Genomic DNA, 25379 nt, shown 5'->3' with positions numbered 1-25379 from the left:
TAAATGAAACGGCCCGGCAGGTAAATAAAAATCCTTGACAAAAGGACGGGGAAATATTTAAAGTCGGCTTCTTTAAAGCTGAGTTAAGCAGCTTGCCTGCTTGTATGAAACTTATACCCCTCAAGGGGGTACTGAAGTGAGTACCAGCAGGGTGCAAAGTGATGCCGAAGTGGCGGAATTGGTAGACGCGCTAGGTTCAGGGTCTAGTGGGGGTTCCCTCGTGAAGGTTCAAGTCCTTTCTTCGGCACCAGAAAATTCAGGGCCGTGACTGTAATGATCAGTCACGGCCCTTTTTTTTTGCTATCTCGATAGTTTTTTCAAGTTCATTTTCTTTTGCCGGTTGCCTGAATCCGCCCGAGGTCTTATTCTCTTGCCATGTCTGTTGCTGAAAACGAGAATACGGGTGCTTCCGCCGGGCAGCTTCTCTTGCTGGAAACAGGGAGCCGTTATCGGTCCGATGTCTGGTCACTGGTTCTGCTGTCGGCGGGAATCCCTCATCTGCACAGAATGAATGATGACCGTTTCCAGCTCGAGGTCGCTGAAAAAGATTATCCCCGCGCGAAGAGTGAAATAGCCCGCTTTGAAGAGGAAAATCTCAACTGGCCTCCTCCCCCTGCTTATCTGGAGGCGACCGGTTCGGTTGCCGGTCACCGAAACCCTCCCACTGCCCTGATCATGGGGGCGCTCCTGGTGTTTTATACGATCACGGGACCGTCATCCCATGGCAGCGAATGGTTCAAAATCGGTGCGGTGGATTCCCGGGCCATGATCTATGGCGGCGAATGGTGGCGGGCTTTGACCGCCCTGACCCTTCACTCCGACTCCGTGCATCTTGCCGGAAACCTTCTGATCGGCGGCCTGGTTATTCATTATCTCTGCCGAAATTTCGGGACCGGGTTCGGCTGGTTCCTGGTTATCATGTCCGGCGCGGCTGGGAACATCCTCAACGTTCTGGCCAGGGGCGCGGGCCATTTTTCGGTAGGATTTTCCACCGCTGTTTTCGGGGCGGTGGGGATCCTGTGTGGCAGCCGGGCCAGTCGTTCACGATACGGGTGGCTGAAAGGTTTTCTGCTGCCGATCGGCGCCGGTTGTGCCTTGCTCGCAATGCTCGGGTCCACCGGTCGGAGAACGGACCTCGGCGCTCATCTCTGGGGGTTGGTTTCCGGTCTGCTGCTGGGAGCGGCGGCGGGGCTGGTCCCGGTATCTTTTACCGGGGGGCAGCGGATCTACAGGCAGTCGCTTTTTTTTATTGCTGCGGTATCGTTATTGTATTTTGCCTGGCAGCAGGCAGTGATAAACTGAAGAGGTGGGATTCAGTCGTGACATCCCGCTCCTGCCGGTCATGGGTTGTCGGCAGAAAAGGTCCAAGAAATCACTTGTAATGATCCGGTAAATTTGCGATGGTTGGTGCAAACGGGAAGTTATCAATTATGATCGTCAAAAAATAAATACAAAAAGGTCTGAAAATGGGTTGGGAAGATGAACAGTCCCCTTGGGGAAAGAAAAAAGGTCCGCCGACACCGGAAGAGATAATTGCCGGTCTGATTGCCAAGATTAAGGATATGTTTGACGGAGGCGGCACCGGGAAAAGCGCAGGTGGCGACCGGGGAGATGGCACATCCTCCGGAGGCGGTCCGGGAATTGGTAAACTTGCGACGATCATTATCGTGATTCTCCTGATCAGTGTTGCCAACTCTGCATATTTCACCATCAAACCAGGCGAGCAGGGGGTGGTGTTAAGATTCGGCAAATACCTGAAGACCGCCGATCCGGGACTGAATTTCAAGATTCCGATGGTCGATCAGAATATCAAGGTCGATGTCAAGAACGTCAACAAGGAAGAGTTCGGTTTCAGGACCCTGCTGGCGGCACAGCGTACCCAGTATGACAAGCGGGGATTCGATGAGGAGTCTTTGATGCTGACCGGTGACAAGAATGTCATCGAGGTTGAGTGGATTGTCCAGTACCGGATCAAGGACCCCGTCGCGTATCTTTTCAAAGTTGGAGATGTCAAACAGGCGGTGCGGGACGTCTCGGAAACCAGTATCAGAAGAATCGTCGGCAACATGGATTTTGACTACGTTCTGGGGAACCGGGATATCCTGGCCGACTCTTCAGCCCGGGAAATGCAGAAGGAGCTTGACCGTTACGAAAGCGGGGTTGATATCGTCAAGGTTCAGCTTCAGGATGTCAACCCGCCGGAACCGGTCAGGCCGGCCTTTAACGAGGTCAACGAAGCCGACCAGGACATGAAGCGACTGGTCAACGAGGCCGAAGAAAATTACAACCGGGAGATCCCCAAGGCCCGGGGACAGGCCAAGCAGGTTTATGAAGAATCTTACGGCTACGCGGTGCAGCGGGTCAACAAGGCCAAGGGCGAAACAGCACGCTTTGTGGCAATTCTGAAAGAGTACACAAGGGCCCGGGAAGTCACCAGAAAACGGATGTATCTGGAAACCATGCAGGAGATTTTGCCCAAAGTGGAAGATGTCTACGTGGTGGACAAGGATCAGAAGTCAATCCTGCCGTTACTCGACCTTAAAAAGAAGAAAAATTAAGATCATTAACCACGAAAAAAACAGGTGTGAAACCGTGAATATTATAGTGAGAGCAATATTGATAGCAGTGGTTGTGAGTCTTGCCGCCGTGGTCTGGAGTGGCTTCTATGTGCTGCCCGAAGGGTATCAGGCCGTGATCACCGAGTTCGGCAAACCGGTCGGGCAGCCGATTACCGAGGCCGGACTCAAGTTCAAGTTGCCGGTGATCCAGGAAGTGACGTATTTTGACAAGAAAATTCTGATCTGGGACGGTGATCCGAACCAGATCCCCACCAATGACAAGACTTATGTCTTTCTGGACATCACCGCCCGCTGGAGGATTTCGGATGCGCTGGTCTTCATGCAGGCCGTAAAAACCATGGGCCGGGCGATGACCATCCTTGACGATGTTCTGGACGGTACGGTCCGTGACCTGGTCAATAAAAATGACCTGGTGGAGATCATCAGGAGTTCCGACTGGTCTCCGGAAACCATGAGCGGCGGCAATCCTGAAGGTGCCAGAGAGGAGGTCAAGCTGGGGCGTGACAAGATCGCTGTCCTGATCCACGAAAAAGCTTCGCAGATCACGCCGCAGTATGGCATTGAACTGGTCGACGTCATGTTCAAGAGAGTGAACTACATCGATACGGTGCGAATCAAGGTCTATGAGCGGATGATCTCCGAGCGCAAGAGAATCGCGGCCGAGAAGCGATCGATGGGTGAAGGTGAAAAGGCCGAGATCCTCGGCAAGGTGAACCGTGAACTGAACGAGATCACCTCCAAGGCCAATCGTGAAGCCATGGAGATCAAGGGTGCCGCTGATGCCGAGGCGGCCAAGATCTATGCCGACGCTTACAATAAGGACCCGGAGTTTTACGCTTTCTGGAAAAGCCTGGAAGCATACGCCAATGCAGTGGGCAAGAACACCACTCTGATTCTCGCTTCGGACTCGGAATTCTATAAATTCATTGAAAGTGTAAAATAGCGGGAAATCGGGTTACGGAATAGAGCAGCAAGATTGACAAGATCGGCAGTCGGGTGAATCCGGGTGCCGATCTTTTGTTTTACAGCTTCTGTCCTGCCGGCAGGGCAGGACGATGGGTGTCGGCGTCAAACGCCACTCTCCCATGATGTTCAAGCGTTTCCAGAAATTCATCAAGCTGGGCGTCGCTGGTGAAAACTTTACGCCCGGTCCTGGTGAAACGGCATGAGCAGCTGGTCAGCTGACCGTCACACCAGGGACAGATTTCCACCGGGCAGCCGAAGGTGTGGATCTCGCCATCCGAAGTTCCGCATACCGGGCAGAGTTCCGGGGATTCGTTGACCGGTTGATGGTCAGGGAAATTGTCAGGATTGCCATACTTTGCCAGAAACTCCTCCCTGGTCCGGCAGCTGAAGAAGGCCAGAGCTTCAAGATCCCAGATTCCTTCGGCGGCAACCCCCAGGAATTCCGCTCTTTCGCGGGTAACCAGATAGAGATAGTTGTCGATATATGTCCTGGCACAGAGCAGAAAAGCTCCTTCCTTGGAGGAAAGACGGTGAATTCTGGTAATGCCGTCTTCCCTCGCTTCGGGCAGAAAACTGTAAAAATGATGCAGGACCTTTAAGGCGATAATGTCCGAGGAATATTTTTCCAGAACCGTGATCAGGCTTTTCTTTTCTTCCGGAGGAGCATTGTATTCCATCAGGAGAAGAATTTCCTGAACAAGGTCGGCCATCGTTTTTTTTGCGTCCGGGGTCATTCGTTATTCCCTGTCTTCTGTGCGGCGCCGGGTGGAGTGATGATAGCTTTCACCCAGCGTCTGGTTTCTTCGGCGATATTTTCAGCCAGGGTCAGGGCGGTAACCACTGCGATTCTTCTGGCGCCAAAGTCTATCAACTCTTCGATATTGTTGTATTTTATTCCGCCCATAACGGTGAACGGCAGCCGGGACCGGGAGGAGAAGCGCCGGATTGCCCCGGGCCCCAGAAACGTGCTGAGCCCCGCCTTGGTTTCGGTGGGGAAAAGCGGCCCGATATTGTAATAGGAGGCACCCCGGGAATCGGCTGAAGCTGCCTGCTCCTCGCTGTTGGCCGAGACGCCGATGATCATTCCCGGGCAGAGGCGGCGCGCTTCATCGGCGGGGATGTCGCTGTTGCCCAGATGGATGCCGTCCGCATCACAGAGCATGGCGATATCCAGGCGGTTGTTGACGATGAACAGGGCGCCGGCCTCTCTGGTTTTTTCCCGGAAAACGACCGCTTTCCGGAAGAGGGTGAGGTCGTTGGATTCCTTGTCCCGTAGCTGTACGATTTTCGCCCCTCCGGCAAGGACCGCATCGAGCCATTTCAGATCGCTCCGCCCATTGCAGAGTTTTTCACAGGAAACCGGATAGACGGTAACCTGCTCGGTGAAAATCCGCATCCGTCTGTCATGTTCGATATGGTCCATAAAAAACGCTCGTGATCCCATCAGGGTAATGTGATTGAGTCAAACTTGATATAAAGAAGGGTTCAGGGTATATTAGCCGATTCGTTCTGAATTTTCACCCGCCTCTTTTACAGACGGCTAAGTTGGCCGGGTCCGGTCGATTCCGATGAATGTCATATTCTATGAGTCGGGTGGTTTAACGTGATTTGCCGGTTGTTCTGCAAAACCGGTCATAAAAGGAAAACAGTGTATGCTGGATGAATATCAGACAGGAGAAGAAGCCGAAGTCCGGATTGGGGATCAGGTTTTCAAATTGCCGATTATCAAAGGTTCTGAAGGCGAGTTAGCCATTGATATCCGGAAGCTCAGAGCGAAAACCGGCCTCATAACCATCGACAGCGGTTTCATGAATACCGGTTCCTGCAGCAGCAGTATTACTTTTCTTGACGGTGAGAAAAGTATCCTGAACTATCGAGGGTATTCCATTGAAGATCTTGCAGAGAAGTGCTCCTTCGTTGAGGTCGCTTATCTGCTCCTGAAAGGATCTTTGCCGACCGAGGAGCAGCTCACCCGGTTTAAAAGATTGTTGAACAAGCATTCCATGATCCACGAGGACATGGTTCATTTTTTCGACCGCTTCCCGCCGGGAGCGCCACCGATGTCGATCCTCTCCTCAATGACCAACGGTCTGTGCAATTTCTATCCGGAGATTTCCGGCAACGACCCGCTGGCCTGGGAGAGTTTTATCACCACGGCCGCCCGCCTGATTTCGAAGATCAGGACCATTGCCGCTTTTTCCTACAAGAAGAGTATGGGCTATCCGCTTGTCTACCCGCGCTACAATCTCTCTTACTGCGCCAATTTTCTGAATATGATGTTTGACTCTCCTGTCAATCCTTACCTGGTTGACGACACGGTTGTCGACGCCCTGAACAAATTGCTGATCCTCCATGGAGATCATGAGCAGAACTGCTCAACCGCCACGGTCAGGCTGGTCGGCAGTGCCCAGGTCAACCTCTATGCTTCAATCTCGGCCGGAATCAGCGCCCTGTGGGGTCCTTTGCACGGAGGGGCAAACCAGGCGGTCATGGAGATGCTTGAAGAGATCCATATGAAGGGAGGCAAGTATCTCAACTTTATCGAAAGGGCGAAAGATCCCAAGGATCCTTTCCGGCTGGTTGGTTTCGGGCACCGGGTCTACAAAAATCACGACCCGCGATCGAGGATAATCAAAAAGGCGTGCGATGATGTCCTGAGCGCCCTGAACATGGAGAATGATCCGCTTCTGGAAATTGCCAAGCAGCTGGAAGAGGTCGCCTTGAACGATGATTATTTCATTGAACGGAAGCTTTATCCGAATGTTGACTTCTACAGTGGGATAATCTATCGGGCCATCGGGATCCCGACCAATATGTTTACGGTGATGTTTGCCCTGGGCAGACTGCCCGGCTGGATCGCTCACTGGAAGGAAATGCGCGATGACCCAAATGCGAAGATCGGGCGGCCGAGACAGATCTATGTCGGCCCCAAGACCAGAAAATTCGTGCCGATTGAGGAGAGGGGCTGAAGTCCTTTCCTGATAAAATGAAAAGTGCCCAGCCGCTTTGGCCTACCAGGTCAAAGCGGTTTTTTTTGTTCTTTTCAGACCGCCGCTGCTTTTCCAGGCCTGGGGAATCATGGTTTTGAGAGAAAAATGATCATTTTTATGAAATTCTTAAAGTAAATCGATAAATGTGCCGATCAGTAAAACGGGATGTTCCGGGATTTTTTGGTGGAACGCCTCGGAAGAGTTTTTATTCTAATAGGAAACGAAAAAAGATGTCTTTCATCGGCCCGGTCAAAAAACTTTTTCACCAGATTACGATCACCCCGGGGTTCAATCTGCCAGGGTACGAGAAAGGTGCGGAACACGATCACGGGATTGAAACGCCTGAAACGGATACGTTCGAAGAGGGCGCCTGGTGGAAGAACAAGGCGGTGTCTGTCGGGGTGATCAGTGCCGGAGAGGAGAAATGCGCCTGCTCAAGGTGCTCATCCTGCGTATCGGTGCTTTATGAGATCCAGTCGACCTCTCTGACGGGGACCATATCGCCCGATAAGGCAGAAGAGAAGCCAGCTCCGGATATCAGGGACGAAGTTGAAGAAGATGCGGCGGCCCAGGGAAAGAAAGAAATGGAGATGGCCGGGGATGAAATGGCGGAAGACGGCCTGGGTCTGCAGCAGCAGATGGCGTTGTCCCGCCTGAAATCAATCGATGCCGCAGTCCGCGCCCATGAAAGGGCGCATGTTGCGGTCGGCGGCGGGTTGATCCGGGGCGGGGTTTCCTATCAGTACCGGGTCGGCCCCGACGGCAAACGTTACGCCGTGGGTGGTGATGTTGCCATCGACACCTCCGAAGGGGTAAGTCCCGAGGCAACCATCAGGAAGATGGAGGCGGTCAGGAGTGCCGCGCTGGCGCCCGCAACGCCTTCGGCTCAGGACCGACGGGTCGCGGCCCAGGCGGCTCTGGCGATCATCAAGGCAAGAATTGAACTGTTGAACCTGGCGCGGGATGAAGCAACGCAGATTGAAGAAGGTGAAGGCTCTCTCGAAACAGAAAATTCCAACATCGCTGAGTCGGCATAGAAAAGCAGCAATTGGTCAGCCTGCCGTCAGAGGTCAGATACAGCCGCACATCTGTCGGTAATTTTCACATTCGTTACGGTTTTCGAATGGGCAATGTTTTTTTCTGAACCATTGAAGCTTCGGGCACCAGTAGCGGTCTTTGAAAGGTTCGTTGCAGCCATGGCGTGAAGTTTTCTGCCGTTTTGTGTTCCCGGCATTCACCATGTCCCCCTGTATTGCAAAGCGCCAGATTTTCATATCGAACCTCCCTGAAAATAATGAGCGGATAAGTTGAGTGAACGATATCGCATAAAAAACTTATCGGCCTTCAGGCTGAAAAGTTAACCGCTTGTTGACTATCAATGGGGGCTGTGTTAGAAAATCCATTTTCCCGGATGCCACTCTGTCCGGGTTTTATCGTTTTTAACTCCGGGGCTTAAGTCTCCGGGATTTCACCATTCGGGTATACGTTTCGTACGAGCGGACAAGCTGCTCAACGCAAGCTTTTCACCCTTCGGGTACTCACTTCAGTACCCCCTTGAGGGGTGTAAGTTTCGTACGAGCAGGCAAGCGGCTTAACTTAAGCTTTATTTTTTGGGAGAAGGAAGTGCGTACTGATATTGTTCACATTGGGGCAGGCGAACTCACCTACGAAATCAGGAATATCGTCAACGTGGGAGAGAAGCTCAAGAGCCTTGGGATTGACACCTACTGGGAAAATATCGGCGACCCTGTTGCAAAGGGCGAGATCATTCCGGAATGGATGAAAAAGATTGTCGTTGACTTTGTCATGAAAGACGCGACTTACGGCTACTGTCCGACCAAGGGTATTCTTTCGACCAGAAAGTTTATTGCCGACGAGGTGAACAAACGCGGCGGGGTGCAGATCGGTCCGGAAGATATCATTTTCTTCAATGGTCTCGGCGATGCGATCAACAAAATTTTCGGATACCTGAAGAGGACCGCTCGGGTGGTCGTTCCTTCGCCCAGCTACACAACGCATTCCTCGGCAGAGGCTGCCCACGCAGGCGACCGGCCGGTTACCTATCGTCTTGATCCCGATAACCACTGGTATCCGGATCTCGATGATCTGGAGAAACGGATCAAGTACAATCCGGCGGTTGCGGGTATTCTGATCATAAACCCCGACAATCCGACAGGTGCCGTCTATCCGGAAGAGATCCTGCGGGAAATGGTCGGGCTGGCCAGGAAATATGATCTCTTTGTGATCTGTGACGAGGTGTATCAGCGGATTATCTATAACGGGACCTCTACAAAACCGCTTTCAGCCGTAATAGGTGATGTGCCTGCGATCAGCATGCGGGGGATTTCCAAAGAGATGCCCTGGCCGGGGTCACGTTGCGGCTGGATCGAGGTGTATAACGCTGCAAACAATCCCATGTTTCAGAAGTATGTGGCCTCTATCCTGAATGCCAAAATGCTGGAGGTCTGTTCGACCACCCTGCCGCAGATGGCCTTGCCGGCTCTGCTCACCCATCCTGAGTACCCGGGGTATCTTGAGGAGAGGATCAGGCGATATGAGAAATTCTCAAATATCGCTTATGATTGCCTCAAGAACATCGATGGGGTTATTGCCAATCGCACCAACGGCGCTTTCTACATGAGCGTGGCCTTTGCGGATGGTGTGTTGAACCACCGGCAGACCCTGCCGATTGATAACCCGGAAGTGCGGGCTCATGTTGAAGGGTTGGTGAATGCACCTGGAGTCGAACTGGATAAAAGGTTTGTTTATTACATGCTCGGGGCAACGGGTATTTGTGTTGTGCCGTTGTCGTCCTTTGCTACAACCATGCAGGGTTTCCGGACTACTATCCTGGAAAGAAACGAGGAGAAGTTCCGGATGATCTTCAAAAACATGGCTGATGCCATTCAGGCATATATCGCTTCCACCTGATTCTTGGATTGCCCATAAAGAGAGGGGTGGAGGTTGATTTTCTGATCCCCGGCGGTCCTCACTCAATCCCGGCCGATATTCATGCTCAGGTCGGCGGCGGTCATTCTGGCCGTTATGGGCAGGGTCCTCAGGACGGCGCTGTTCTTTTCACCATTGATATTGATGATCACCTGTCGGCCTGCCCCCCTGCCATAAAGATCACCAAAATCGAAAATGGCGCCAATGACCGTGAGTCTTCCGTTTTCCACCCGACCTGTATATCTTTTCACCGCATGATCGACCTGATGATCTACATTTGTTTCTGCGCCGGAGAGGGCCTCTTCCGGTGTCTCGTTCCGGTTGTCCTCGGCGGCGTTTCTTTCTGTGGCGGACGAGATCAGGAGGACCGGGCTGCGCAGGGTGAGAATGATGTGGTCCAGTTCCGGGAGCATGTGTTCAATGCTGCTGCCCATGGTTCGTAAGATCAGAATTCTGTCTTGAGGATCGCCATAAAGAGTGGTCGGTTGCAGCTGAGGGTCTGGTGTGGTGACCCACACCAGGTGCGGGGTGGGTCGTTTGTTCATTCCCTCGCGGTCAACGGTTTCTGCGAGGCTCTTCCCATTGGTCCGGATAATTTCCTCTAACACTTCATAGGGTGGGACTCCTGCTCTCTTTTTCAGCAACGGGAGCATTTCGGCGCCGGCGGTGGAGAATAATATTGTGCAGAGGATGAACAGGATTCCCGCCCGGAAAAAGCTTTGAGTCATAACGGTCACTTGTCAGGAGATGAAGATGCCTGCATCTTCAGGTTTATAATGGTCCCTCTTCCGTACTTCATCGACATTTCCCGGGAAATAGTTAAAGGGATAGTGTCTCGCCGGTTCATTTTTTGTCTGCATAAAAAAACGTGAAAAAAAAACTGTTGAAATTCAGCGGGTCGCTTGACACTGGTTGGGAGCATACTTATTTTTGCTGACGCCTTTAACTGACAGTATTCGGGCGGTCTTTATCCTCATGCAGCAGCGAAGCCGCCGATTTCCAGAACCAATTTATTACAGCAGGAGAAGATGGCTTTGAATGAAGAAGAGAAACCGGTTGAAGAAACTGCCGGGAACCCCCCGGAGGAGATCGCAGATTCTCATTCCGAGGTCAATGAGGAGAGCAGCGGAGAGGCATTAAGCGAACTGGAGAAGCTCCGTGAGGAGTTGAATGAAACCAGAGACAGACTCCTGCGGATGGCCGCCGATTTCGATAATCAGAAAAAAAGGCTGCAGAGGGACAAGGACCTTGCTTTAAAATATGCCGAGGAAAATCTGCTGAAAGAGATTCTGCCAAGCATTGACAATCTTGAGAGGGCCGTCAACCAGGATCAGAGCGGAGATGATTTCGGCAGCCGGTTGCTTGAGGGTGTCGTATTGACCCTGAAGGGTCTGTTGAATTCCCTGGAAAGATATGAGGTGAAACCTGTGGCCAGTGTAGGCGAGCGGTTTGACCCGAATTTCCACGAGGCGCTGGCCATGGAGGCCAGTAAAGAGGTTCCGGAACAGACTGTCCTGCAGGAATTTGAAAAGGGGTATCTGTACAAGGACAAACTGTTGAGGGCCGCCAAGGTGATCGTTTCCAAAGGGGACGTTAATTAACGCATACCTGTATTTCCGTTACGGATACAATTTTATAAGACACGCATGAACAGTGCGGGATAGGAGACAATAAGATGGGAAAAATAATCGGTATAGATCTTGGGACGACAAATTCCTGTGTTGCCATAATGGAAGGTGGAGATCCGACAGTCATCACAAATGTGGAGGGAAACCGGACAACCCCGTCGGTTGTCGCATTTTCCGACAATGGAGAGAGGTTGGTCGGCCAGATTGCCAAGCGTCAGGCGGTGACCAACCCGCACCGGACGCTTTCCGCGATCAAGAGGCTGATCGGACGGAAATTTACTGACCCCGAGGTGAAAAAGAGCGTTGGCGTCAGTCCATTCAAGATCGTTGAAGGAAAGGATGGGGATGCCGTGGTTGAGGTTGAAGGGAAATTGTATGGCGCGGCAGAAATTTCCGCCATGATCCTGACCAAAATGAAGCAAACCGCAGAACATTATCTGGGCGAGACGGTGACGGATGCCGTTATTACCGTTCCGGCCTATTTCAATGACAGCCAGCGTCAGGCGACAAAAGATGCCGGGCGGATCGCCGGGCTGAATGTCCAGAGGATTATCAACGAGCCGACCGCTGCTTCACTCGCGTACGGTCTTGACAAGAAGAGCGAGGAGAAGATCGCCGTTTTTGATCTGGGCGGAGGTACGTTTGACGTTTCAATCCTTGAGATCGGCGACGGGGTTTTTGAGGTCAAGTCAACCAACGGTGATACCTTTCTGGGTGGTGAAGATTTCGATATGCGAATCGTCAACTGGCTGGCCGACGAGTTCAAGCGTAGCCAGGGGATTGATCTGCGTAACGACCCCATGGCCCTGCAAAGGCTCAAGGAGGAAGGAGAGAAAGCGAAGATGGAGCTTTCCACCGCGATGGAAACGGATATCAATCTTCCCTTCATCACCGCCGATGCGTCCGGTCCCAAACATCTGAACATCAAGCTGAGTCGAGCCAAACTTGAAGGACTGGTTGCCGATCTGATCGACCGCACCCAGGGGCCATGTCTGACCGCGTTGAAGGATGCGGGCTTGAGCGCTTCGGATATCGACGAGGTTATTCTGGTCGGAGGCATGACCAGAATGCCCAAGGTTCAGGCAAAAGTGAAGGAGATTTTCGGCAAAGAGCCCCATAAGGGTGTGAACCCGGACGAGGTTGTGGCCATTGGCGCGGCTATTCAGGGCGGCGTTCTTCAGGGTGATGTCAAGGATGTTCTGTTGCTCGATGTCACCCCGCTCTCACTGGGAATTGAAACTCTTGGTGGAGTCTGTACCAAGCTGATTGAAAAGAACACCACCATTCCCACCAAGAAAAGCCAGACCTTCTCAACGGCGGCCGACAATCAGCCTGCTGTTTCCATCCATGTCCTGCAGGGTGAAAGAGAGATGGCCTCCGGCAATAAATCGATAGGCCGTTTTGAGCTTGCCGACATCCCGCCGGCTCCGCGCGGAGTTCCGCAGATCGAAGTTACCTTTGATCTCGATGCCAACGGGATTCTTCATGTTTCCGCCAAGGATCTTGGTACCGGCAAGGAGCAGTCGATCCGGATCACCGCGTCAAGCGGTCTCTCCGAGGACGAGATCAAGAAGATGCAGCAGGATGCAGAGGCCCACGCCGACGAAGACAAGAAGAGAAAGGAGCATGTTGAGCTGCGCAATCAGGCCGACTCGCTCATCTATGCGACCGAGAAGAGTCTCAAGGATCTTGGTGACAAGGTTGATGCGGAGACCAGGGGCAATGTCGAGAAGGAGGCTGGAAATCTTAAAAAGGTCATGGACGGTGACGACTCCGAGGCTGTCCGGAAAGGAATTGAGGCCTTGACTCAGGCTTCGCATAAGCTGGCCGAAATCATGTACTCCCAGGCCACCAAGGAAAAGGGTGGGCCGGAGAGCGGCGGCAGTCAGGAAGGTGGCTCCGGGTCTGGCAAGAAGGATGACGATGATGTTGTCGATGCCGATTACGAAGAGGTGAAATAATTCTGCGAGTGGAAACAGGCCGGTTGTTTTCGTAATCAGGCCTGTTTTCCGGCAGGAGTTATTTTTCCGGTAGCGGTGGCGACTTGCCAACGTGTACCCATGAAGATAGATCACCCGGCCGGTGCCGGGTTCCAGTCGGGGAGTGCAGAAAATAGTTGCCTGCACTCCCTTTTTTATTTAACATCCCCTCCCTGTTTACATTAAATTCACAACATATTCGACACAGGTGAAAGATGAGGATCCTTTCGGGCATCCAGCCCTCCGGTCAACTCCATATTGGCAATTACTTCGGGATGATGCTCCCCATGATCGAGAATATCGACAAGGGCGAATTGTACGCGTTCATCGTCAATCTTCACGCCCTGACCTCTGTTCAGGACCGTGATCGCCTGATCAGGGATACCTACGGTGCTGCCTGCGATTTTCTCGCCCTCGGCCTTGATCCGGAGCGCTGCATTTTCTGGGCCCAGAGTGATGTGCCGGAGGTTACCGAATTGACCTGGGTCCTTTCCACTCTCACTCCGATGGGTCTGTTGGAGCGATGTCATTCATACAAAGACAAGGTTGCCAAGAACATTCCTGCCACCCATGGCCTGTTCTCTTATCCGGTGCTGATGGCTGCCGATATTCTGCTTTTTCAGGCCGAAAAGATCCCGGTGGGCAAGGACCAGAAGCAGCATGTTGAAGTGGCCCGTGACATTGCCCTGAAATTTAACAATACCTTTGGCGAGACGTTTGTCCTGCCCGAACCCGTGATCGATGACAATATGGCGACGGTTCCAGGGCTCGATGGGCAGAAGATGTCAAAGTCCTATGGCAATACCATCGGGATCTTTCTTGGCGAGAAGGAACTCAAAAAACGGGTGATGGCCATTACTACCGATGCCACTCCGGTCGAAGATCCGAAAAATCCCGATACCTGCAACCTGTTTCAGATATTCAAGCTGTTCGCACCTGCCGACCGGATCGAAGAGGTCCGCAGCCTCTATGTGAATGGCGGTGCGATGTACGGCAAGATCAAGCTGGAACTGGTCGATCATCTCTGGGAATACTTCAGGGAGGCGAGAGAGATCAGGGCCAAACTGGAAAATGATCATGCCTATGTGAACGAGGTTCTCGCCAAAGGCGCAGCAAAGGCCCGAGAGAAGGCGATGGTCACCCTGGACAAGGTAAGAAGTCTGGTGGGTTTAAAATACCAGTCCTGATTGTTCAGATATGACCTGACACAATAATCAGGGAGCGTTTTTTGTCATTCCGGACTGCCAGAAACTCAACGAATACCATGTTGCCATTTTTCAGAGAAACCGGCATTCAAGCTTTTATTTACAGTAGCGACCGTCCCAGTCAAAGTCATCTTCTTCCGAATGGTCATCATTGTTTTGGGATTCCTCCCCGAGGAAACCTCTCAGCGCCTTGCCGAGGGGCAGAGAGTCAAGAAACTTGCAGCCGATATAGTTCTCTTTGATAAACCGGATCGCCGCTCGTTTTTCGATAAGCGTGTTTTGGGCGTCATCCAGATTGAACAAAACGAGGAGTTGGTCGCCGATTTTGAATTCGGTCGAGTCAATAACCTCAAGTCCGAAACCATGCTCGGCAAAATTGACAACCTTCAGTATGCCTCTGGTTCTTCCCTTGGGAAGGCATATATATTCCCCATTCAGATTGGTGGGTTTGCGAAAATCCCTGCGGAATTCTAATTTTACCGCAAATCTTGTTTGGCACGTACAGCGGACGAGGCAGCTGGCCCTGGCGTTCTTTTTTCTTATTACTGATGAATCAATGCGAGTTGATTTTTTTAAAGAGCACGAAGGACAAATGAAGGTCGCCACCCCTTCCTGATCCACAAAGACCTTTTGTTTTTTTTCTTTTCCAGTTTTCACCCCTCCCCCCCCGTTATCCGCTTGTCAAAACCTTTTTCCGGTTAATGTCATTTCCAGCTTTTCGGAGTAGTAGCAGCAACTCATAATTTTTTCCAGGCAATTTTTTTTAAGGAGCTTTTCACCTTTCGGGTACTCATTCCAGTACCCCCTTGAGTTATTCCGGGGAAAGTCAATTATATTTTGTGAGTATTTAAGGCCCCATTTGCAGTGCAATTGTTCTTTGACAATTCGGTAAAACTTTACAGCTTTTCGATTCTTGTTTATGAAGATTGGAGGACGGGAGTACTGATCCCGCACTCAACGCGAACTGCGTTTTGGGACAGCTCCCGCTCCTCTCTTTTCTTCCTTTGCCGCCTCGATATTGGGGCCTGCGCATCAAAGTCCTGATACCGGCGACTTTTATCTTTGCTTTCCTTTGGTAGTTGGGCAGAAGTTTTGGCCCTGTTTTCCAGGTCTATTTCAGGATTAAACGGAGTATTATTCTTCAACATGCCGTAAACAATCCTGAGTATTTTATGCATGCAAAGACCTATTGCCGCCATTTTCTCCATGCCATTAGCAACGTGTTTCTGATAAAGATCACGGATAAGATAATTCGAGCTAATAGCAGACATTGCCACCATGAAAAGGATTGCTCGGGGTTCTTTCCTGCCTTTTTTGCTTATGCGAACACCGCTGCGACCGTCTCCGCTGACCTTGTAAACCGGGTGAAGACCAAAGAATGACGCCAATTTTTTCACAGTAGTAAAACGTTCGACCGCCTGTATTTCGAGCATTAAGCCTATGGCTGAATAATCACCTATTCCCACAAAGGTTTTTAGGAGTTTCACCTCAGGGAGGTCGCATTCTGTGGCCAGAATTTTTGTCTGCTCTTTAATGGTTTTTTGGAGGTGCTGGATTTGGCCGACAGTAGCGCAGATCAGTTGTCCTGTGATAGCATCTGTAGCGGAGGCAACACTTGTCTTGGCGCCAGCCACCAGCTCTCTGGCGCGATTTGGCGATATATAAGGGATCCGGGCCACAGAGGTTGCTCTGGCTTTGCACAACTTTGAAGCTGTTGGATATTGCTTCAACAGCTTCATGATCCAGCCGGGAATCCCTTCCTGGCAGTACTTTAATATCTCGGGATTCGCACTATAAAGCAGGGATTCGAGCTGGTTAATCAGCTGGGTGCTCTGTTTGGTCAGCATTTTAATAAAGGACCACTGTTTACGAAGACTCGCCCAGTAGTCTTGTTGTTGGTAAATCACTTTTTCAGAGTGAGTTATCAAATATTCAGCAACTCCTTGGGCGCTGATCTTGTCCGTGATGATTCTTTTCAGACCCGCCTCGTTGTTCTTGCAAACACCGGCAGGGTTGAGACGAGCCGTTTTGATATTCAACGAACTCTGAAATTTACTTAGGGTATTATGCCAATTGTTTTCATAACCGCCGGTGCTTTCTAATGCGGCACAAAGTTGCGCATCAGGATGTTCTTCAAAAAAATTGAGAAGTCGATCATACAGGAGACTATGGCCGGCAATAGTGTCATCCAACTGGAAGTTTTCTTTAACCAGCCGTTTTCGGTTATCGAGAATGACAAAGTCGGAATACCCTTTGCTCACGTCACCACCTAAATAATACTGTTCCATGAAACACCTTTTTCGATAAATAGGATTGAAAAATACCAGGAATCATCAGCCTTGTGACATCCGGTGTCAAAGCACCACGATATTCCTCGACTTAAACCTGGTGGAAGGAAGACACTCAAGGACGGGCTCAAAGCCCAAGGGGTGACCCTTCTCTTCCACAAACCTGATAGTTTTACCGAATAAAGGCTACTAACAATTTGCAAAGAATAAATTTTCCCGGGGAGCCGCTTCGACTCATGCCGGAGGAAAGACACCTGCATTGGTCTCGATTTTCCCAGAATTGTTTTTGTATGGGTTGTTTATAAAAAAGACCATACAAGGGGTATAAGTCTCGATGTCTCACAAGCTCACTTATCGGTACGAGCAGACAAGCTGCTCAACTCAGCTTTTCACCCTTCGGGTATAAGTTTCGTACGAGCAGACAAGCTGCTCGACTCAGCTTTATCAGTGAGGCGGGGTTGATTTTTTCTCTGCCGAATTTCCGGTTGATCGCATCAACCGCCTTGTTCAATTCGGTTTTCCGGTTCTCGTGTTTTGCTCCGAACAGGTCCATCTGAAAGTTTTTCCCTGCCTCGGAAAGATTGCTGACACTGATGCCGAGAAGGCGCAGCGGTTTTCGTACCGCTTCGGTTTTCTCGAGCAGGATCTTTCCCGTCCGGAAAATATCGTTGCCGTCATCCGTCGATTTTTCGAGCGTCAATGATCTGCTGGCTGTTTTGAAATCATGGAATTTTACCTTGATGGTGATAGTCTTTCCTGTAAGCCCGTATCGGCGGAGTCTTTCGCCGACCCTTACCGCCAGAGAAAGTAATTCTCGATGAATGGTCTTTTTGTCGGTGATGTCTGTAGCAAAGGTGTCTTCATGGCCGACCGATTTGATCATCCGGGTCGGCACAACCTCACGAGTGTCTATGCCGTTGGCGGTGTAATAGAGATGGGTGCCGTGTTTCCCGAATTTAACCGCCAGAAAATCTTCAGAGAGTTTGGCAATATCCCCAATCGTCCTGACGTTCATCATGGCAAGGGCCTGCAAAGTCGTCTTGCCGACACCCCAGAGCCTCTTCACCGGCAGGGGAGCGAGAAACTTTTTTTCGGTGCCCGGCGGGACAATGGTCAGCCCGTCTGGTTTCTGCAGGTCGGAGGCGATCTTTGCCACCAGTTTGGAAGCGGCTACCCCGGCAGAAGCGGTCAGCCCTTCTTCTTTGTGAATCAGATCCTTGATCGTTGCGGCAATTTTTGCACCACTCCCGAACAACCTTTCCGAACCGGTCACATCAAGAAAAGCCTCATCCAGTGAAATGGCCTCGACCAGAGGAGTGAAACGGTTGAAGATCGCCATGATCCTGCCGGAAATTTCGCGGTACCGCTCCATTCTGACCGGCAGGAAAATGCCGTCCGGGCAGAGTGCCCTGGCCCTGGTGATCGGCATTGCAGAGAAAACCCCGTATTTTCTGGCCTCGTATGAGGATGCGGAAACAACCGACCGGTCGGAAAGACCACCCACAATTACCGGCTTGCCCTGCAGTTCCGGGTGGTCGAGTATTTCAACCGAAGCATAGAAAGCATCCATGTCGATATGGATAATGGTCCGTTTCTTTATGGAGGAAGTTTCCCGGGTTGTGGTCATGATCGGGAAGAATAGCTTTATTCCGAGGGTGTTGGCAACTCCGATGTCTGAAAATTTATGGTCATTATTTTGACGGCAGTGTTCGTTTTTTATCCGGTACCGGGGAAAAAAATTCCCTGGTTGTGGGCTGATCAGGTCGGAATCGGCAACGGGAAAGAAATTTTGTTTTTCCAAAAGTGCGTCTTGACAAATACAATGAAAACAGTATCTTGCGAACATCACCTTTGAATGATTCTGATCAGATTCCGAGGTGATCACCCCTGTTGGCTTTCGTGGCATAGAAAGTGCAAAAATCAAAAGCAAAGTCGGAAAAAAGGCATGCGGTCCGGCATCAGAAGTTCTGCCTAGGATGTCTAAAGGGGTTTTAAGAAAATTGGAGGATGGCATGGAGACTATCTGCTGCAGTTGCAATCGGATAAAGCTTGGTGAAATCTGGAAAAAACAGTTGCCGGGTGATCGTCATAAAGATCAAACGCACGGTTATTGTCCGAAATGTTTTGCCAAGATGATGAAGAAAATCGACTCCCGCTTTGAACGGCAGGAGATTGCCGCCGCCTGACCTCTGTACCGACAGGAAGTGAGAAAGATTGCCAAGCCCTGCGTTTTGTACGCAGGGCTTTTTTATGTGGGGGTGTTAGAACCATACCTCTTTGGGGATAAATATTTAAACTTAAGGATGTCTCCTTGCTCTCCGTTGCTTACCCCCAACTCACTCAACCCGCAAAACAGCAAGCACACCGCGCAACCTGCCTCTTATCCAGGCTGGGTACTGATGGGCATACGCCTCAACCTGTTCACGAAACTCTTGGGTAAGCACAATAAACTTTCGCTTGTGGGCACCACGAAGAAGCCTCTGTAAGCCGCTAATAGTATCGGTTACAAGACATACTTGGATACTATAATAGAAGAGCAATCGCCGTAGCTCTTCCTCTTCAGCGGCCTCACATGACTCAGCAACAAAACGGGGAAACATCGAAAGCCATTTATCGTCACCCCCAGCATGTAAAATAGCGAATGCCGATAGCAGCAGCTCCAACACTTTAATGTCGGTCTTGCCGAGGACATCGTGCCGCCAATCAGATTCCGCAATAACTTCCCAGACATCATTACCGATCTCCGGAGCGAGGTACACCATGGTTCGCAAAGCAAAGGCCACCACGATCTGATTATGAAGTGGGGTATCACCGAGGGTCCGGAGCGCATCACAGATGCCCTTCGCTGTACTCAGGTTTTGATCTTCCGCCACCAGCTCATCAAGGCCCTTTCTCTGTTCATCGGGTTGATGAGCCGACCACTTGGCAATAATATCCGTCAAGGGGTACTCAAAGGTGTAGGTCGGATCGTCCGATTCACCCACGGAAAAAGGCAACCGGTGAATCGCCTGGGCCAATAGGGCATTATGGAAACGGATCCTGACTATCTCCTCTTGCTCGTCTGGCTTGAGATCATCCAGTTTCCGGCCCATCATGGCGAGCAGCCCTACGGCCCATGGTGAAGGCAGAATCAGAGTCGCATGCCGCAGAGCCGATTTCCCAATGGACTTGGTATGAAGCCACTTGCGGGCGGAAAGTTCCAAGGCGTCTGACACCCAGTTCTTTCGATAAAATTGACTGCCTCCGGGGGTATCGGGAAAGAGCTGCGCCACCTTCCCGGCGAACCACCAGGCGAGCGAGGTGATGCTCTCCCCTTCGCTATCCGGCACATGCGCCTCAAAGTGATAGATGTAATGCCGCGCCAGAGCGCAGCGCAGAGCCCATTGCTGATCCTCGTCCGGATCATCCGCTTCCATATCCCCAGCTTTACCAACCACTCCCAAGACTTCCTGCCAGAGGATGGGATGTTTATCGGGAGGCACATATTCCGGAAACTCAACAAAAACACTGCATGCATGATAGCGCCCCACCGGACCCAACGTCGATGAGGCCCATCCCCAGATTTCTTCCCAGATATCGGTTTCGGGATTAGCCTCAATCCAACGCCGGACGACTTCAGCCAACCCATAGGGCGGCGCCAGCGGAACAAATCCAAGTCTGTCGACATAAGCGGCACAGGCCCCAGCGAGCGACTCGGAATGCTCCATGATCCCGCCAATAACAGCAGTCAAATTCGGATGATTTAGACTCGGATTAACAACTTCCAGGTTGACCGAATCAATAAGGGAGGAATTCGAAGGATGCAGAACCTTCCGGGCAAAGACATTCAGCCGGTCCTGGAGGATGTCCGGCAACTCCAGGCTCTGGCTAACACCCTGTAAAGCAAAGAGCGCATCATCGGCAAGGGCATCGGTGATTTCCACAGCAGCTTCCCGCCACGCAAGGCCATCATCCTTCACCACATTGTCCCGAAACCCTGCAAGGGTCATTTGGGTTTTTGGGGTAACGGACACTCCAGCCGCAAGGACCATCCGGTCCAGATTATCCATTGCAGCCTTGCGTACTTGAGATTTTCCGCTCAACAGGAGGATGGAAAGATCGACAATAATGTTTCTCGGCGGAATTCCTTCATCTGTATAGACCAGACTCGGCCCAGGCGACAACCTGAGCCGCCGCGGATGTTCCGGATCATTCAGCACCGCCAGATCAACCTCATCGCCAAACGGTTCCTCGGCTGTTCCCCGCCAAAGGTCAAGATACTGTAGGACCCGCAGGGTCCGCACATCGACGTGATCGAAATGCTTTAGTGCATTGTTGAGCATGCCATTAAGCATCATCCGCATCGCAATGCGCATGTCGTCAGGAGTGATGGATTTGTTTTCCGCTGACATTGAGTATTTCCGTCACTATATTGAGATATTCTTCGTCGTCCAACCCCAGGGCCGCCTTGATTGCTGTAATTGCCTCTGGGGTGCGCACGGCCTCGGTCTGGATGCTGGTGTTGGTAAGGGTATGCGACAGCACAAATAACGGTGTAATCTCTCCCAGTCGTGCCTTCATGATCCCCTTGATTGAATAAGGCGGGGATGGGAGAAGTTCCCGAACGCACCACTCGGTCAGTCTCGTGGCCACATCCTCCGGGTATGTCAAATCTTGCCAGATGGAGACAATAAAATCGGAAACCAAGTAAACCCAGGACATATAAAGCTTTGTTGCCATTGATTCCCCTTTTTTCGTCTCATCACCTGCGAATAGCCCACGGTCCCGCATGCAGTCATGGGCATATTCAGCAACCTTTTGCAAGGGACTGCCTGGAGGGTGAAAGCGGTAATTGTCGGCAATGGCCTTGAGCATGGTTGCCGTCGGCAGGATAAATCGATAGCGCCACTGCATGAGCCGCAGGATGGCTTCAGCTGCCTTGTCCGGCGCCAACCGCCCCGCAGTCGTAAGACTTGAGATGAGCTGTACGGCCCCGAAGGAAGGATATTCCGCCTCTTTTCGTTCGTTCATCACCATGGCCTGGCATACCCGGTCATCCGCCAGGAGTGGCGCTTTCGCCTTCAAAGCGACCATACACCCTAGAAAGGCAAGTATATCGGGCGATGATTGAGAGCCTTCCGGCTGCCCCATCTCATCGTACTGCGCCACGAACCGGAAGCGGGGATCATCCCGGAGTCGACTCCAGAGGGCTATATGCAGCTGCCTTGTTTCTTCCTGGAGCCGAATAGAGTTAAGTCCTTGTTGGATTCTATCTGCCGACTCCTTGGAAGTATGAACCGTGTAAAACTTTATCACGGCCTCCAAACAATCGAACTGAGCCAAGGTTGCCAGGGTCAAGTCCCCGATGAGAATATCTTGCAGTTGGCCAAGTTCCGGATGATCCTCATCCACCGCCGACTCCTTCCGGGGGAGTGACGAAATCTTCCCATAGACACAGTCACTCAAGACCCCTGCCTGATATAACGGCAGAAGCAAGTCATATATTCGATAACAATGGTCCTCTGGTTCACTGTACTCATCAACAAACACCATGGTTGGCTCAGCCAGACGCGTTTCATCCAGTACGGTAATGTTCCTACTTTCCAACTGCTGCCAAATCTTTTCCCCGTTAATCCGCCTGGTTCTCTGCGAGAGGACCATTTTGCGACTATCTTCCAATACGTGAGGTAGATATCCTTCTGGGACAAGAACCTCTCCGAAATAGTTGGCCGTCATCTCCAGGAGCCCCAGCCGGTGCAAGGTGATCAGAGCGGACAGATCCGCCACCACCGTTGTCCCGGGTGGTGGACATTCGAGTGGCAGTAATTCCCGCTGCCCCCTCTCAGAAGGCTGCGGGTGGAAAAAGTTTGTCGAATAGATGCTGAAATTTGCCCTGTTAATCGGAGAATCACCAAGCCATGCCGTTTCGTGAGTTCTTACCCGCCAGGCCGAATAGATGGCGATGCCGGATTCCTGGTCCGCCCAGACCCAGGGCATCCGTCCATGCAGCATCTCCCCATGGAGTTTTTCATTCCACTGCCCGCTTGCCTCTACTTGGTTCTTCAGCAATGCCAGCCCTTCTTCCTGGGGTACCATCCGGAAGGGCTGTTCGACTCCTTCTGTTGCTCCCTGAAGACCTTGCAGATCTTTTAATACATTGTCCGCAACAGCCTCATCACCTGCCTCATAAGCAACATTCATCAAGGTAATGAGAAATTCAATATCGCTGCTGAACCGGATGCGATTGTCCAAAAACGACGAAAGAGCCGCGTCAGGTTTACCGATTCCGCGCAAAACCGAGACGCGCCCCAGGACAGCCTGAATTGACGGGTTATCCATGCGACATGCTTCATCGTATAAGGCCAGGCTTTCCTGTGGCCGGAAGAGTTGAGAGAGGCAAGCGGCAAGATTGACAGTATGTCTTACATCTTCCGGCTCGGCTGCATGTAGGACTCGGAGATGCTCTACTGCCTTGGCAAGGTCACGTAAGTGTTGTGCGTGGAGGTAGGCCAGTTTTCCGTGGGCATCCAATTTAACGTCTGGCGCAAGTTGATCCTCGAAAAGCCTCAAAACACGTTCATAATGGTTTGCGGCAATGGCATATTCTTTTTCGTGATATGCGACAGTCGCGGTCTGTAACAGGATAAAAGGATTCGGGCTTTTTTTAGCCAGGGCTATCAGATCCTTAAGCGCCTCTTTTCCTCGCCGGAGTTGCAACAGGGCATTCGCTCGAAGCTGGAGCCAGATGTGATTATTTTCATCTTTTACCCGAGCAAGTGCCCGCAGTACGGATTTAGGGTCATTTGCATGGAGTGCCTTGGTCGCCTTAAACAAAGCCCGGAGTTGAAGATCACGCTCTGACAGCGATTCCAGAATTTTTTCGCTCTCTTCCTTCTTCGCTCCAGACAGGTCCTGCCAGAGCTGGAGGAGCAGCAGCGAAATATCTTTCTCCTGTGGCGACGGCGGGGCAAGTTCGAGGCATTTCACTATCTGGGCAAGAGCCTCTTCATGTCTGTTAAAACTGTTTGTCAGCACCACAGCAGCCATGAAATTGGCTTCAATATCACCTGGATGTTCATCACGAAGCCGATCGGCAAGATCCGGTGGCGCCTCGACAATATGACTGATCACAAACTGCGCCGCCTCTATTGCGACAGGAACCCATCGATATATGAGCTGGAACAGCTCACCCGTTTTGGTTTGTTCCCCCAGAAGATAACTCGCCCGTATGGCAATACATACAGCCACAAGAGAAAGCTTGGATTCGATCTGTCCTGATTTAACAATTGGCTCCAGGACCGGTTGGATCGTTTCCAGGGCTGCACCGAGATTTTTCCGTTCTTCTGACGTCAAATCTCCTGGGTGAATGATCGCCCCCTTCACCCGTCCTGCTAAAGCCCTTTCGAACAGTGCCCCGGCATAACTGACAATACATTGTACATATTTGGCCTTGTTTGAGAGCTGGGCCGCAAACTGCAGCAACGATTCGGCATCTTTCAACCGTCCGGTGAGGATAAAGGCCTTAATAGCCAAATCGCACCAGATTTCTTCAGGAGGTTGATTTTCAACCAGATCGATAGCCTGTTCATATTTCTGTTGGTTGATAAGGATCGCCACCTGGATGCGGATGGCATAAGGTGTAGTTTTCCCGGCAAGGCCGATCAAGGCCTGTTCCGGCCCTAATTCCTGATAGACAATGGATTGTTCGAGAGCGGCAATGTCGGCTACAAGAGCGGGGTTGATTGAGTCCGGTGGAGATGAGTGTATTTGGTTGAGGATTGTTTCGGCCTTGTCGAGATGCTTTCGTCGGTTTGGGGGGTTGACTTCCGCGCAAACGAGATGGACCCTGGACAAGAGGAAAAGTTGCTCTTGGCTGAGCAAAGAGAGATTAGCTTCTTCTCCTACAATTTCTCGCTCCATCTGATCTGCATAGGTAAGAGCATTGGCATAGTTCCATAAAGACAACTCCTCGTTGATCAAGTCCTTATAACAGAACTTTTCATTCTTTAATTTGCTGTCTCGTCTTGTTTCATCAGTACTATATAAAGGGAAAGCGTGTTGTTCGAATGATTCGATGCGGAAATTTTTTGGGGGTTGATTGCTGGTGAATACAGCAGAGATAAGGGAAGTTGGGGTAAAGACCACATTCATCCCCAATTTGCCGCACAATTTGTCAATTTCAGGATTTAGCGTGTTATCCCATAGGCCAATTTCATCTTTGGAGTGGACAATTGCTATTTCACTTGAGGCAGAACGAACGATCTCAACTTGGGGTTTATCAAAATGACGTTTGAGCAGATTTTGTAACACAGCACGGGTAATCTGGTCTTTATAAGGTTGTTTTAAAAGCTCATCTAATCTTTTCCGGATTTCTTCAGGGTCAGAAATCGCTTCTGAAAACCGAATCGGCAGACTGGATTTATGACCATCTAAAAAGGTTTCGATTATCTCAAGAAATTTTTCATCCGGGAATTTGATTGAAATTTTCCCTAACTCTAACTCACCTTGCGGAGCTCTTTGAACAAGTGCAAACACCATCGGAGAAGCCGAGGTAAACATGAGTTCGGCATCGTTACGATCAATTTTGACAAATTGAGAATTTTTATGGGTAGATCGAACAGAGACATTTAGTGTACTGCCAGGCATTTCGTATGTAACAGTGCCGAGTTGTTTTCCCCTTATTTGGCAAACATAGTCAATTCCATTATCAGGAGACAGTTTTGTGGGATGCCAATGCATTTTCGTGGCCCAGGATTCAAAATCCTTTTCGCCAATGTTTCCGTCCTCTTGGTTTTTAGTGATTTTCTTGGGCACTT

18 protein-coding genes and 1 tRNA gene are annotated in these 25379 nt (G+C 51.0%); 12 read left to right on the top strand and 7 right to left on the bottom strand.

What is annotated here, in order from left to right:
- The first annotated feature begins 163 nt into the window (after window positions 1-163).
- The 4 genes from KKG35_13290 (at window position 164) to hflC (ending at window position 3522) form a co-directional block, all read left to right on the top strand.
- Window positions 164-250: transfer RNA gene (locus KKG35_13290), tRNA-Leu, on the top strand.
- A gap of 125 nt (window positions 251-375) precedes the next feature.
- Window positions 376-1302 (top strand): rhomboid family intramembrane serine protease, encoded by a 927-nt coding sequence (locus KKG35_13285; protein MBU1739100.1) that lies wholly within the window; start codon window positions 376-378, stop codon window positions 1300-1302.
- A 164-nt stretch (window positions 1303-1466) separates the two neighbouring features.
- Entirely contained in the window at window positions 1467-2558 is a 1092-nt protein-coding gene (hflK, locus tag KKG35_13280; protein MBU1739099.1) for an FtsH protease activity modulator HflK, read from the top strand.
- Complete coding sequence (gene hflC, locus KKG35_13275; protein MBU1739098.1) at window positions 2488-3522, top strand: protease modulator HflC; 1035 nt, start codon at window positions 2488-2490, stop codon at window positions 3520-3522. Before hflK ends, hflC begins: the two co-directional genes overlap by 71 nt.
- 79 nt (window positions 3523-3601) lie before the next feature.
- Here hflC and KKG35_13270 read toward each other — a convergent pair whose 3' ends face one another.
- The gene (locus KKG35_13270; GenBank protein MBU1739097.1) at window positions 3602-4279 is read right to left on the bottom strand and encodes a hypothetical protein; all 678 of its coding nucleotides are present in this window, start codon (window positions 4277-4279) and stop codon (window positions 3602-3604) included.
- On the bottom strand, window positions 4276-4968 hold the full coding sequence (thiE, locus tag KKG35_13265; GenBank protein MBU1739096.1) for a thiamine phosphate synthase: 693 nt from the start codon (window positions 4966-4968) through the stop codon (window positions 4276-4278). The genes KKG35_13270 and thiE overlap by 4 nt, the downstream gene beginning before the upstream one ends.
- A gap of 229 nt (window positions 4969-5197) precedes the next feature.
- On the opposite strand from thiE, the gene KKG35_13260 reads away from it, so the two are divergent.
- The 3 genes from KKG35_13260 (at window position 5198) to KKG35_13250 (ending at window position 9466) form a co-directional block, all read left to right on the top strand.
- Window positions 5198-6514: a citrate synthase gene (locus tag KKG35_13260; GenBank protein MBU1739095.1), complete on the top strand. Its 1317-nt coding sequence runs from the start codon at window positions 5198-5200 to the stop codon at window positions 6512-6514.
- Between the two features lie 251 nt (window positions 6515-6765).
- Entirely contained in the window at window positions 6766-7572 is an 807-nt protein-coding gene (locus KKG35_13255) for a hypothetical protein (GenBank protein MBU1739094.1), read from the top strand.
- A 586-nt stretch (window positions 7573-8158) separates the two neighbouring features.
- Window positions 8159-9466, top strand: a complete 1308-nt coding sequence (locus KKG35_13250) for a pyridoxal phosphate-dependent aminotransferase (GenBank protein ID MBU1739093.1) — start codon at window positions 8159-8161, stop codon at window positions 9464-9466.
- 62 nt (window positions 9467-9528) lie between these two features.
- On the opposite strand, the gene KKG35_13245 is transcribed toward KKG35_13250, so the two are convergent.
- Window positions 9529-10212, bottom strand: coding sequence for a hypothetical protein (locus KKG35_13245; GenBank protein ID MBU1739092.1), 684 nt, complete (start codon window positions 10210-10212; stop codon window positions 9529-9531).
- Window positions 10213-10512: 300 nt separating this feature from the next.
- On the opposite strand from KKG35_13245, the gene grpE reads away from it, so the two are divergent.
- From grpE to KKG35_13225, 4 genes are all read left to right on the top strand, one after another.
- Window positions 10513-11085, top strand: coding sequence for a nucleotide exchange factor GrpE (gene grpE / locus KKG35_13240; GenBank protein ID MBU1739091.1), 573 nt, complete (start codon window positions 10513-10515; stop codon window positions 11083-11085).
- A 74-nt stretch (window positions 11086-11159) separates the two neighbouring features.
- A complete protein-coding gene (gene dnaK / locus KKG35_13235; GenBank protein ID MBU1739090.1) occupies window positions 11160-13073 on the top strand; it encodes a molecular chaperone DnaK in 1914 nt (637 codons plus the stop codon).
- A 233-nt stretch (window positions 13074-13306) separates the two neighbouring features.
- Window positions 13307-14278: a tryptophan--tRNA ligase gene (gene trpS / locus KKG35_13230; protein MBU1739089.1), complete on the top strand. Its 972-nt coding sequence runs from the start codon at window positions 13307-13309 to the stop codon at window positions 14276-14278.
- Between the two features lie 159 nt (window positions 14279-14437).
- On the top strand, window positions 14438-14770 hold the full coding sequence (locus tag KKG35_13225; protein ID MBU1739088.1) for a hypothetical protein: 333 nt from the start codon (window positions 14438-14440) through the stop codon (window positions 14768-14770).
- Between the two features lie 443 nt (window positions 14771-15213).
- Here the strand turns inward: KKG35_13225 and KKG35_13220 are convergent, their stop codons facing one another.
- Together KKG35_13220 and dinB are read right to left on the bottom strand one after the other, a co-directional pair.
- Entirely contained in the window at window positions 15214-16584 is a 1371-nt protein-coding gene (locus tag KKG35_13220) for an IS110 family transposase (protein MBU1739087.1), read from the bottom strand.
- 376 nt (window positions 16585-16960) lie between these two features.
- Window positions 16961-18211: a DNA polymerase IV gene (dinB, locus tag KKG35_13215; GenBank protein MBU1739086.1), complete on the bottom strand. Its 1251-nt coding sequence runs from the start codon at window positions 18209-18211 to the stop codon at window positions 16961-16963.
- A 250-nt stretch (window positions 18212-18461) separates the two neighbouring features.
- Here dinB and KKG35_13210 point away from each other — a divergent pair, with 250 nt between their 5' ends.
- On the top strand, window positions 18462-18770 hold the full coding sequence (locus KKG35_13210) for a hypothetical protein (GenBank protein ID MBU1739085.1): 309 nt from the start codon (window positions 18462-18464) through the stop codon (window positions 18768-18770).
- A gap of 150 nt (window positions 18771-18920) precedes the next feature.
- Here the strand turns inward: KKG35_13210 and KKG35_13205 are convergent, their stop codons facing one another.
- Both KKG35_13205 and KKG35_13200 read right to left on the bottom strand, forming a co-directional pair.
- A complete protein-coding gene (locus tag KKG35_13205) occupies window positions 18921-20975 on the bottom strand; it encodes a hypothetical protein (GenBank protein MBU1739084.1) in 2055 nt (684 codons plus the stop codon).
- On the bottom strand, window positions 20944-25377 hold the full coding sequence (locus KKG35_13200; GenBank protein MBU1739083.1) for a hypothetical protein: 4434 nt from the start codon (window positions 25375-25377) through the stop codon (window positions 20944-20946). Before KKG35_13200 ends, KKG35_13205 begins: the two co-directional genes overlap by 32 nt.
- Between the last annotated feature and the right edge of the window lie 2 nt (window positions 25378-25379).

This window comes from Pseudomonadota bacterium (genome assembly GCA_018823285.1).
Lineage (GTDB): Bacteria > Desulfobacterota > Desulfobulbia > Desulfobulbales > JAGXFP01 > JAHJIQ01.
This window is presented reverse-complemented; position numbering and strand designations above follow the sequence as displayed.